General features: G+C 56.8%; 10 protein-coding genes. All 10 read right to left on the bottom strand.

What is annotated here, in order from left to right; all coding sequences use genetic code 11:
• Window positions 1-2: 2 nt before the first annotated feature.
• The 10 genes from VJ956_RS00170 to VJ956_RS00215 all read right to left on the bottom strand — a co-directional run bounded on the left by VJ956_RS00170 (window position 3) and on the right by VJ956_RS00215 (window position 11,446).
• Window positions 3-368 carry a MerR family transcriptional regulator gene (locus tag VJ956_RS00170; RefSeq protein ID WP_324080401.1) on the bottom strand — a complete coding sequence of 122 codons (366 nt, stop codon included), beginning with the start codon at window positions 366-368 and terminating at the stop codon, window positions 3-5.
• On the bottom strand, window positions 349-651 hold the full coding sequence (gene ihfA / locus VJ956_RS00175) for an integration host factor subunit alpha (RefSeq protein ID WP_099619018.1): 303 nt from the start codon (window positions 649-651) through the stop codon (window positions 349-351). Before ihfA ends, VJ956_RS00170 begins: the two co-directional genes overlap by 20 nt.
• Window positions 652-654: 3 nt before the next feature.
• Window positions 655-3,027, bottom strand: coding sequence for a phenylalanine--tRNA ligase subunit beta (gene pheT, locus VJ956_RS00180; protein WP_324080403.1), 2,373 nt, complete (start codon window positions 3,025-3,027; stop codon window positions 655-657).
• Window positions 3,028-3,100: 73 nt separating this feature from the next.
• Entirely contained in the window at window positions 3,101-4,099 is a 999-nt protein-coding gene (gene pheS, locus VJ956_RS00185) for a phenylalanine--tRNA ligase subunit alpha (protein WP_324080405.1), read from the bottom strand.
• 242 nt (window positions 4,100-4,341) lie between these two features.
• Window positions 4,342-4,695 (bottom strand): 50S ribosomal protein L20, encoded by a 354-nt coding sequence (gene rplT / locus VJ956_RS00190; RefSeq protein ID WP_324080406.1) that lies wholly within the window; start codon window positions 4,693-4,695, stop codon window positions 4,342-4,344.
• Between the two features lie 50 nt (window positions 4,696-4,745).
• A complete protein-coding gene (gene rpmI / locus VJ956_RS00195; RefSeq protein ID WP_250090481.1) occupies window positions 4,746-4,937 on the bottom strand; it encodes a 50S ribosomal protein L35 in 192 nt (63 codons plus the stop codon).
• Window positions 4,938-5,030: 93 nt separating this feature from the next.
• Entirely contained in the window at window positions 5,031-5,573 is a 543-nt protein-coding gene (gene infC, locus VJ956_RS00200) for a translation initiation factor IF-3 (RefSeq protein WP_324080413.1), read from the bottom strand.
• Complete coding sequence (gene thrS, locus VJ956_RS00205; protein ID WP_324080409.1) at window positions 5,570-7,495, bottom strand: threonine--tRNA ligase; 1,926 nt, start codon at window positions 7,493-7,495, stop codon at window positions 5,570-5,572. Before thrS ends, infC begins: the two co-directional genes overlap by 4 nt.
• Before the next feature lie 292 nt (window positions 7,496-7,787).
• Window positions 7,788-10,382, bottom strand: a complete 2,595-nt coding sequence (locus VJ956_RS00210; protein ID WP_324080410.1) for a TRAP transporter permease — start codon at window positions 10,380-10,382, stop codon at window positions 7,788-7,790.
• A gap of 80 nt (window positions 10,383-10,462) precedes the next feature.
• On the bottom strand, window positions 10,463-11,446 hold the full coding sequence (locus tag VJ956_RS00215; RefSeq protein WP_324080411.1) for a TAXI family TRAP transporter solute-binding subunit: 984 nt from the start codon (window positions 11,444-11,446) through the stop codon (window positions 10,463-10,465).
• Window positions 11,447-11,513: the final 67 nt, after the last annotated feature.

An 11,513-nucleotide genomic window follows, 5' to 3' on the forward strand; every position in this document is an offset into this window, starting at 1 on the left:
AGTCACTTCACCGGCGTATTAAGCACATTCAGGACTTCCTCAAGCTCGGTAATCATCTGCCGGATAATCTGCTTGTATTGGGAGGTATCGTCTTTTACCTCATGACTGCTCAGCTTCTGCTTGGCCCCGCCAATGGTGTAGCCCTGATCGTAAAGCAGGCTGCGGATCTGGCGAATGGTAAGTACATCCGCCCGCTGGTAATAGCGGCGATTGCCACGACGCTTGACCGGCGACAGTTGCGGAAACTCCTGTTCCCAGTAACGCAGTACGTGCGCTTTCACCGCGCAAAGGTCTGCGACCTCGCCAATGGTAAAGTAGCGTTTACCCGGTATGGCGGGCAACTCATTGTTATGACTGGGTTCCAGCATACGCTTCAACTTTTTGCTTCAGTTTCTGACCCGGACGAAACGTAACCACCCGCCGTGCACTGATTGGAATTTCTTCGCCGGTTTTCGGATTCCTGCCGGGCCGCTGTTTTTTATCACGCAGATCGAAGTTGCCGAAACCGGAGAGCTTGACCTGCTCATTGTGGCTCAGAGCGCCCCTGATCTCATCGAAAAAGGCTTCGACCATCTCCTTGGCCTCACGTTTATTCAGACCCAGTTCCTCGTACAGACGTTCCGCCATTTCCGCTTTCGTCAAGGCCGTCATTGGTCAGCTCCTCAGTTTTGCCCCCAACTCCTTCTGCAGTGCGTCAATCACACCGGTGAAGAGTGAGTGCACCTCTTCCTCATTAAGTGTGCGTTCAGGATGCTGCCAGAACAGACTGAGGGCAAGGCTGCGGTTACCCTCGCCCAGGCTTTCACCCTCATAGACATCGAACGCACGCAATGCTGTCAGGTTATCTCCGGCGTGCGTTTTGGCGACACGCTCAACGTCTGCAAACCCCAGCCCGCTTCCGATTACGATTGCCAGATCCCGCCGAACTTCCGGGAATTTCGAAATAGCTTTGAAATTAGGCACATATCCGGAAACTATCGAGTTCAAGAATAGCTCAAACATCAGAATGGTGCCAACAAGTTCAAGCGTTTTCTGTACTTGCGGATGAAGTGTTCCCAGCCAGCCCACGTGCTGGCCGTCCCTGATCAGTTCCGCGGTCTGCCCCGGATGCAGCGCCGGGTGCTGCCCGGGCGTAAACTGTATGTCGATACCCAGCATCCGGAACAGACCTTCCAACTCCCCTTTTACATCAAAAAAGTCGGCGGTTCTGCGACCGTTCGCCCAGTTTTCGGGTAGCTGATTGCCCACCACCACACCGGCAAGCATCGGCTGCTGGTCGATGGCGCCGCCGTCGCTCCGGAATTTGAGGCCGGTCTCGAACAGGCGGATGCGTGACTGCTGACGGTTCTGGTTGTAGCCCACGGTTTTCAGCAGGCCGCTCCACAGGCTGGTTCGCATCACCGACAGATCTGAAGATATCGGATTTGCCAGGGCAATGCCCGACTCATCCGGATTCACCAGGGCCTGCACCTTCGGGTCGACGAAGCTGTAGGTAATGGCTTCCTGATAGCCGCAGTCAACAAAATACTTCTGGATGGCGGAGACCGGGCGCACCGCCTCGCTTTGCGGCCGCAAACCGAGGGCGCCGGTGGGTTCGGTCACCGGCAGGTTGTTGTAGCCGTAAATGCGACCGATTTCTTCAATCAGATCTTCTTCGATGCTGATATCCGGGCGGAACCCGGGCACATGAACCAGCCAGCCATCTTTGCGCAGTTTGTCGATGCGCAGTCCCAGGCGGGTCAGAATCTCCTCGATGGTGGTTCGGTCTATTTCAACCCCCAGCACCGCGGCCACTCGCTGCTCGCGCAGATCGATACTGCGGTCGGCAGGCAGATCCTTCCGGCTGACCACTTCCACTACTTCACCCGGCTGGCCGCCAACAATGTCCATCAGCAGTGCCGTGGCACGCTCCATTGCCTCACGCGTCAGGGTGTAGTCAACGCCCCGCTCAAAGCGGTGTGAGGCATCGGTATGCAGGCCGTACTGACGGGCCTTGCCGGCAAGGGTAATCGGGTCGAAATAGGCCGCTTCCAGCACCAGATCCCGGGTTTTCGGGCTTACCCCGGAGTGTTCGCCGCCCATGACGCCGGCAATGGCAATGGGTTTGGCATGATCGGCGATGACCAGGGTATCGGCAGTCAGCTCTACTTCCTGACCGTCGAGGAGCACCAGTTTCTCGTTGGTTTCCGCCATTCTCACAATAATGCCGCCTTCGATCTCGTCGCGATCAAAAGCGTGCATGGGCTGGCCCAGTTCCAGCATGACGTAGTTGGTGACGTCCACGGCCGCATCAATGGAACGAGTGCCACAACGACGCAGCTTTTCCTGCATCCACAGCGGCGTCGGTGCGTCCAGGTTCACATTTTTCAGAACACGCCCGAGGTAGCGGGGGCAGCCTTCCGGTGCCCTTACCGCGATGTCCGGCACTTCGGAGTGCACCGCTTCAATTGCTTCGATCTCCGGGCCCTCTGCCACCAGGCCGTTGAGAACGCCCACTTCGCGGGCAATGCCCTTGATGGAAAGACAGTCGCTGCGGTTGGGGGTCAGATCCACGTCAATGCTGACGTCATTAAGGCCCAGAAAGCTGTCGAGTGCTTCGCCCACGGGCGCATCGGCCGGCAATTCCATCAAACCCTGATGATCGTCGGACAAACCGAGTTCGGATTCCGAGCACAGCATGCCTTCAGAGGGCTGCCCCCTCAGCCTGGCCTTCTTGATTCTGAAATCACCCGGCAGCACCGCCCCGACAACCGCGAACGGCGCTTTCAGACCCTCGCGGACATTGGCGGCGCCACAGACGACCTGAGCCTGACTGGTGCCATCACTGACCTGGCAGACGCTCAGTTTGTCAGCATCCGGGTGGGGCTCAACAGCGACCACCTCACCCACGACAACGCCACTGAACTTGCCGGCCACAGGCTCGGCACCGTCCACTTCCAGACCCGCCATGGTGATCTGGTCCATCAATGCCTGGGAACTGTTGGCCGGATTGACCCACTCACGGAGCCACTGCTCACTGAATTTCATGGTATCTGCCTTGTGCTGGAGCTTTTAACGGTTTGATTCTTGGTCAACTCAGGGGCTTGACGAAGCTGCCGATCTATCGGAACTGACGCAGGAAACGCAGGTCGTTCTCGAAGAACATGCGCAGATCATTAACGCCATAACGAAGCATGGCCAGCCGCTCAACGCCAAGGCCGAATGCAAAACCCCGGTATTCCTCCGGGTCGATGTTGCAGTGCTCGAATACTTTGGGGTGAACCATGCCGCAGCCCATGACTTCCAGCCATTTGATGCTGCCATCCTCTTCGCGGCCCCACTCGATGTCCACCTCGGCGGATGGCTCGGTAAAGGGAAAGTAGGAGGGGCGAAAGCGCACTTCCAGATCGCGTTCGAAAAACACCCGCAGAAATTCTTCCACGGTGCTTTTGAGATCGGCAAAACTGACGTCCTTCTCGACCAGCAGCCCTTCCACCTGGTGGAACATGGGAGTGTGGGTCATATCGGAATCACAGCGATAAACGCGCCCCGGACAGATCATCCGAAAGGGCGGTTTGCCGGCTTCCATGGTACGGATCTGGACCGGGGAGGTGTGAGTGCGCAGCAGAGTACCGGGGTTGAAGTAGAAGGTATCGTGCATGGCACGGGCGGGGTGATGACCGGGAATATTAAGGGCCTCGAAGTTATGGTAATCGTCTTCGATTTCCGGTCCCTGCTCCACCGTATAACCGGCCCGGCTGAAGAACTGTTCGATCCGCTGCAGGGTCCGGGTCACCGGATGTAATCCACCCAGTTCCTGACCCCGACCGGGCAAGGTAACATCAATGGACTCACGGGCCAGCTTCTGTTCCAGGGCCAGACGCTCCAGATCGTTGCGGCGGGCACTGATGCCCTGCTCTACCTGACCCTTGGCCTCATTGATTCGCTGGCCAGCGGCCGGGCGCTCCGCCGCGGAAAGCTTGCCCAGGGTTTTGGCCTGCTGGGTAATCACGCCTTTTTTGCCAAGGTATTCAACGCGGACGTGGTCCAGCGTTTTCAGGTCCTCGGCTTCTGCAACCGCTTTCAGACCGTCCTGAACGAGTTGATCCAGGTTTTCCATTGACCCTGCTCCAATCCGGAAATGGAATACTCCAAACAAAAATAGGGGAAGAGCGCGCCCTTCCCCTATCACAAAACGCCTTCATACTAATGAGCAGGAAAGTAGGCGGACACGTCCATTCAGGAACGTATGCGGCATGGATGCTGCATCCGAGCCTAGATGGACGTATTCACGGCGTGTCCTGGATGGACGTGTCCGCCTACTTCCTTTCAGCTTAGTAACAAGCGGAGGCTGCTAAACGATCACAGGGATGCTTTCGCCGTATCAACAACGGCGGAAAACGCCTGCTGCTCGTTCATGGCCAGATCGGCCAGTACCTTGCGATCGATTTCTACGTTTGCCTTCTTCAGGCCGGCAATCAGCCGGCTGTAGGAAAGACCGTTGGCGCGGGCGCCGGCGTTGATACGGGCAATCCACAGGGCGCGGAATGAGCGCTTGCGGTTACGACGGTCGCGATACGCATACTGACCGGCCTTGATAACCGCCTGTTTGGCCACACGATAGACGCGGCTGCGCGCACCATAGTAACCCTTGGCCTGATTCATGATCTTTTTGTGACGACGACGTGCTACCACGCCACGTTTTACACGAGCCATACTTTAATCCTTCTACCTTTTAACCTTTACAGGAATGGTGAGCGGCTGAATCAGCACGCTGTCATACGCTTGATGGAAGCCACGTCAGACTTGGCAATCAGCTTGGTGCCGCGGAGCTGACGCTTACGCTTGGGGCTCTTCTTGGTCAAGATATGACTGGTGAAGGACTGTTTGTGCTTGAAGCCGGTGGCGGTTTTCTTGAACCGCTTGGTGGCTCCGCTTTTGGTTTTCATTTTCGACATTTTTTAAAACTCCGCATTCTGTTTTTAGTGACATAAATGTGGCCCTGAACGAAAAATCCCCCGCGACCGCGGGGGATCGGTTTCATGTCAGGTTCACTTCTTCTTGCGGGGAGCCACTACCATGGTCATCTGCCGGCCTTCCATCTTCGGCCGCTGTTCTACCTGGGCAATATCTTCAATATCCGCTTCAATCTTGTTCATGAGCTTCATACCGATTTCCTGGTGTGCCATCTCACGCCCACGGAAGCGAATTGTCAGTTTGCCGCGGTCCCCGTTTTCAAGGAAACGTACCAGGTTGCGTAGTTTGACCTGATAATCCCCTTCTTCAGTTCCTGGTCGGAACTTGAGCTCTTTGACCTGCGTCTGCTTCTGCTTTTTCTTGGCAGCCGCTTTGGCCTTCTTCTCATCGAAGATTTTCTTGCCGTAGTCCATTATTTTACAGACGATCGGATCGGAATCCGTGACCTGAACAAGGTCAAGAGACGCTTCTTCTGCCTGCCTGATTGCATCTTCAATCGACACTACGCCGACCTGGTTGCCCTCTGCGTCAATAAGACGGACTTCAGTTGCGTCAATATTCTCATTGATCGGCGCTTTTGGTGCACGCCCCCGATTCGTTCGCTGTTTAATAATCAGATCTCCGTTTTGGTCCTGCCTTTGCGATCAATTTCACCAGCCATCAGCTGCTCGAACGCGTCCAGCGATAAAGTACCCATATCTTCACCTTTGCGGGTTCTCACCGCAACGGAATTTGATTCGACTTCTTTGTCGCCGACAACCACAAGGAAGGGTACTTTGTTAATAGTATGCTCGCGGATTTTAAAGCCGATCTTCTCGTTTCTCAAGTCAGCATTAACCCTGAACCCGAGAGAATCCCACTTTTTTGCCAGATTCTGGCAATAATCCCGCTGATTATCGGTAATATTCATCACCGCAATCTGGGTTGGCGCCAGCCAGGTCGGAAACGCACCCTCGTATTCTTCAATCAGGATACCGATAAATCGCTCAAATGACCCCAGAACCGCCCGGTGAAGCATAACCGGCGTCTTGCGCTCGGAATTGTCCGCGACATATTGCGCACCAAGACGACCCGGCATCGAAAAATCCACTTGTATGGTACCACACTGCCACACCCGGCCAATGCAGTCCTTCAGGGAAAACTCGATCTTCGGTCCATAAAAGGCACCTTCGCCCGGTAGCAGTTCCCATTCCACACCTTCACGATTCAGCGCCTGTTCCAGAGCAGCCTCGGATTTGTCCCAGACCTCGTCGGAACCCACCCGCTTTTCCGGGCGTGTCGAAAGCTTGTACAGAATCTGGTCAAACCCGAAGTCGGCGTAGATTTCGTGAAGCATGGCGATGAAATCGGAGACTTCCCTCTGGATCGCATCCTCTTCACAGAAGATATGGGCGTCGTCCTGGGTAAATCCGCGCACCCGCATCAGGCCGTGCAATGCGCCGGACGCTTCATTGCGGTGACAGGAGCCGAATTCGGCCAGCCGTAACGGCAGGTCCTTGTAACTTTTGAGACCCTGATTGAACACCTGGATATGACACGGACAGTTCATTGGCTTGATGGCGAAATCATGTTTCTCGGATTCAGTGGTAAACATGTCGTCCTTGAACTTGTCCCAGTGCCCGGACCTTTCCCAGAGTGTGCGGGACACCACCTGCGGCGTCCGGATTTCCCGGTAGCCGTAATCGTGCTGTTTCCGGCGCAGGTACTGCTCGATTTCCTGGTACAGGGACCAGCCATCCGGATGCCAGAACACCATGCCCGGCGCTTCTTCCTGCATGTGAAACAGGTTCAGTTTCTTGCCGATCTTGCGGTGGTCACGCTTTTCCGCTTCTTCCAGCCGGTTCAGATAGGCCTTCAGGTCTTTTTTACTGCCCCAGGCCGTGCCGTAAATGCGCTGGAGCTGCTCGTTACTGGTATCACCGCGCCAGTAGGCACCTGCCACCTTGGTCAGTTTGAAGGCTTTGAGCTTGCCGGTACTGGGCACGTGAGGACCGCGACAGAGGTCGATAAAATCCCCCTGCTGATAAAAGGACAGGTCTTCATCACCGGGTATGTCCTCGATAATGCGGACTTTGTACTCTTCGCCCATGTCGTTGAACAGTCTGACGGCCTCATCGCGGGAGAGCACTGAGCGGGACACCGGGATGTCCTGCTTTGCCAGCTCTTCCATGCGCTTTTCGATCCGGCTCAGGTCTTCGTTGGTAAACGGACGGTCGAATTTGAAGTCGTAATAGAAGCCGTTTTCGATCACCGGGCCAATCGTCACCTGGGCACCGGGAAACAGCTCCTGCACCGCCATGGCCATCAGGTGGGCGGTGGAGTGACGGATAACATCAACACCGTCTTCGTCCCGCTCGGTGACGATGGCGAGCTCGGCATCTTCTTCAATGGGATAGCTGGTGTCTACCAGGGTGCCGTTCACGCGACCCGCCAGTGCGGCTTTCGCAAGGCCGGCACCAATATCGGCGGCAACATCGTGAACGGTGACTGATTCGGAAAAACTGCGATGACTGCCGTCAGGCAGAGTAACAACTGGCATGATTGTCTCCTGTTAACTCAGAGGTGATCCGTACCAAAGACCACATGGCGTCGGCTCTCCGTGATACAGACCACGGGCCGAGTTGCGCGGGAGTTTACCAGAAAAAAGCCCGGCGGGTTAATGCCGGGCGTGGTTTTACAGATACCAATGAGCAGGAAAGTAGGCGGACACGTCCATTCAGGACCGTATGCAGCAGGGATGCTGCATCCGAGCCTACATGGATGTATCCACGGCGTGTCCTGAATGGACGTGTCCGCCTACTTACTTTCAGCTTAGTCTCAGGCCGAAGGTGTCAGGTTACGCTGGCTTCTTCCGGCGTTCTCCGCCTGAGCTGGCTCAAAGCCACCAACCCCAGAAGCATAAGCGCCGGAATGAACATCAGTTCCTTGGGCGGGCGTTCCAGTTCCACCTGAACGGCGTCAATGGTCCAGCCGAAACTGACGCCGGCGTCCTCTGCCGGGCTGCCAAAGCCGACAAAGTCCACCACCATTCGGCCGTCGCTTTCCGACAGCTCCAGACCCGCCCGGGCCAGGCGCTGCCGGGGGGAGTCGGCTGCGGGTAGCGGCAGTTGCAGATAGGTGGACACGTCGTCGCCGGACAGCGACATGCCGGAGGCCTTGATCACAATATTGCCATCCGCCGGCACCCCTTTCACATGTTCCTCGATTGCGGTGCCGGGGCGTAATTCCGTTTCGGGATAGACCCGGTCCCACCAGTATCCCGGACGGAACAGGGTGAATGTGATCAGCAGCAGCAGCGCGGTTTCCCATTTATAACTCCTGGTAAACCAGTATCCCTGGGTGGCGGCAGAAAACACCAGCATGGCCGTCACCGCGCTGGCAATGGTGACGAGCAGATCAAACCACCCGCTCAGGCCGATCAGCAACAGCTGGGTATTGAAGATAAACATGAACGGCAGGATGGCCGTGCGGATGTCGTAGGTGAAGCCCTGAACCCCCGTTCTTATCGGATCGGCTCCCGATATGGCGGCGGCGGCATAAGCCGCCAGCCCCACCGGCGGCGTATCATCCGCCAGAATGCCGAAATAGAACACGAACAGGTGGACCGCAATCAATGGCACCAGCAGCCCGTTCTGCGCACCCAGGGTGACGATCACCGGTGCCATCAGGGTCGAGACCACAATATAGTTTGCGGTGGTTGGCAGGCCCATGCCCAGGATCAGGCTTATCAACGCGGTAAAGATCAGCATCAGCAGCAGGTTACCGCCGGAGATGAACTCCACGAACTGGGTCATCACCAGACCGAGACCGGTCAGCGTTACCGTGCCCACCACAATGCCGGCTGTCGCCGTTGCCACACCGATACCAACCATGTTCCGGGCGCCGGTCACCAGGGCATGGACCAGATCATGAAAGCCCTCGGGTATCCGTCGGGAGAATTCGCCATTGCCACGGAAAGCCGCTTTAAGCGGTCTCTGGGTCAGCACAATAACGATCATGAACACAGTCGCCCAGAAGGCGGAGAGCTGGGGGGAAAACCGCTCCACGGTCAGGCACCAGATCAGCACCACAACCGGCAGCAGGAAGTAGAGTCCGGTTTTAACCGTGGGGCCCGGTTCCGGCAGCTTGTCCATTGCGGATTCCGGATCATCTTCCACAAGGTCGGAAAAACGGGTGGCGTAATAAACCAGCAGCACATAGGCCAGCACAAGCAAGGGCCCGAGAATCCACATGGCCGCGCTGCCAAAGACGTCCCTGGTCCAGCCGATTCCGTAGTAAACCGCAAGGGTCAGGACACAAAGACCCAGCAGAATCACCACCCAGTTAAGCATACGCTGGGCCAGCGTAGGGCGATTCAGTCGCTGAATACCCTTCATCTTCAGTTTGCAGGCCTCAAGGTGCACGATATAGATCAACGCCACATAGGAAATCATGGCTGGCAGAATGGCGTGCTTGATCACCTCCAGGTAGGAAATACCCACGTATTCCACCATCAGAAAGGCCGCGGCGCCCATCACCGGCGGCGTCAGCTGGCCGTTGGTGGAAGCCGCGACCTCGACTGCTCCGGCCTTGGTCCCGGGAAAGCCCACCCGTTTCATGAGCGGGATGGTAAAGGTACCGGTGGTGACAACGTTGGCAATGGACGACCCGGAAATGACTCCGCTCAGACCACTGGAAACAACAGCCGCCTTGGCCGGGCCACCACGCATGTGGCCAAGCATGGCGTAGGCCACCTGGATAAAGTAGTTGCCGGCGCCGGCGCGCTCCAGCAGGGCGCCAAAGAGCACAAACAGAAAGACGAAACTGGTCGACACGCCAAGGGCTACACCGAAGACACCTTCAGTCCCCAGCCACATGTGCGAGGCCAGCTTGTTGATGCTGGCGCCGCCGTGGGAAATCATATCCGGCATATAGGGGCCGGCCATCGCATAGGTAATGAACACGCCCGCCACAATCGCCAGGGGCAGACCCAGCGCCCGGCGCGTCGCCTCAAGCAGCAACACCATGCCGCAGACCGCAACCACGATATCCTGAGTGATGGGTGCGCCCGGTCTTTTCGCCAGCTCGTCGTAGAAGAAGAACAGATATGAGGCCGTGAAGGCCGCCACCAGCGCCAGAACCCAGTCATGGACCGGCACATGTTCTGCATCCTTGCCACGGAACATGGGATACGCCGAAAATGCCAGAAAAACCGCAAACGCCAGATGGATTGAACGGGTTTCTGTCGAATTGAACAACCCGATTTCAAGAATGTAGGGCAGCGGCGAGGCTATCCAGAGCTGGAACAGGGACCAGAGTAACGGAACCACAAACAGCACCACGGCCGCCGGGCCGGTCACTGCCCTGCCCCCGGTTTCAGTCTGAAGAACTTCGCTTACTTTGTTTCGGTCCATGGCAGTCTCTTCATCACCTTCACTACCGGTCATGGCCAGATCCCGGAAAATGACGGACCGGGTAAGGCAGGGCCGACGCCGCACCCCGCCCTGCTGTCAGGTCAGAGACTGAATCAGTCGATCAGGCCAGCTTCCTTATAGTATCTGGCAGCGCCCGGGTGCAGGGGTGCACTCAGTGCGTCGCTGACCATCTCTTCCTTTTGCAGGTTGGCAAAGGCCGGATGCAGGCGCTTGAAGCTGTCAAAGTTTTCAAACACCGCTTTCACTACCTGATAGACAACCTCCTCCGATACATCCGTAGAGCTCACGAAGGTAGCCGCAACACCGAAGGTTGTCACATCATCATCGCTGCCGCGGTACATGCCGCCGGGAACGACTGCTTTGCGGTAATAGGGATTGTCATTGATCAGTTTCCGGGTCGCCTTGTTATCGACTTCTACCAGCACACTGTCACAGGAGGTTGTCGCTTCCTTGATCGCGCCGGATGGATGCCCGACCGTGTAAAAGAAGGCGTCAATATTGCCGTCGCACAGAGCCTGGGACTGCTCGGACGCTTTCAGTTCTGCCGGCAGTGCAAATTTGTCCATGGTCCAGCCCATTTCTTCCATCAGCACTTTGGCGGTTGCGCGCTGTCCGGAACCCGGGTTGCCTACCGACACCCGCTTGCCCGCAAGGTCTTCAAATGTCTCGATTCCGGACCCCTTGCTGGCGACCACGGTAAACGGCTCCGGGTGCAGGGAGAACACCGCCCGCAGCTTCTTGTTGGGGCCATCTTCTGCAAACTGGCTGGTGCCGTTGTAGGCATGGTACTGCCAGTCGGACTGGGCCACGGCCAGATCAAGTTCACCCTGGCGAATGGCATTGAGATTGTACACCGAGCCACCGGTGCTTTCTGTTGAGCACCGGATTCCATGCTCTTTGCGATCCATATTGACCAGTCGGCAGATAGCACCGCCTGCCGGGTAATAGACACCGGTGACGCCACCTGTGCCGATGGTAACGAATGTCTGTTCCTGGGCATCGACTGCGGTGGAAGCCGCGCCGAAACTGACGGCGGCTGCTACCGCAAATGCGGAAAAGTTCTGTTTCAGTGCCATGACTATCACCTTTCGTTATTTATTATGCGTTCTGAGGCGTTGCGGTCGCCTGACCTACATGTTGAAA

Source organism: Marinobacter sp. (genome assembly GCF_035268745.1).
GTDB lineage: Bacteria > Pseudomonadota > Gammaproteobacteria > Pseudomonadales > Oleiphilaceae > Marinobacter.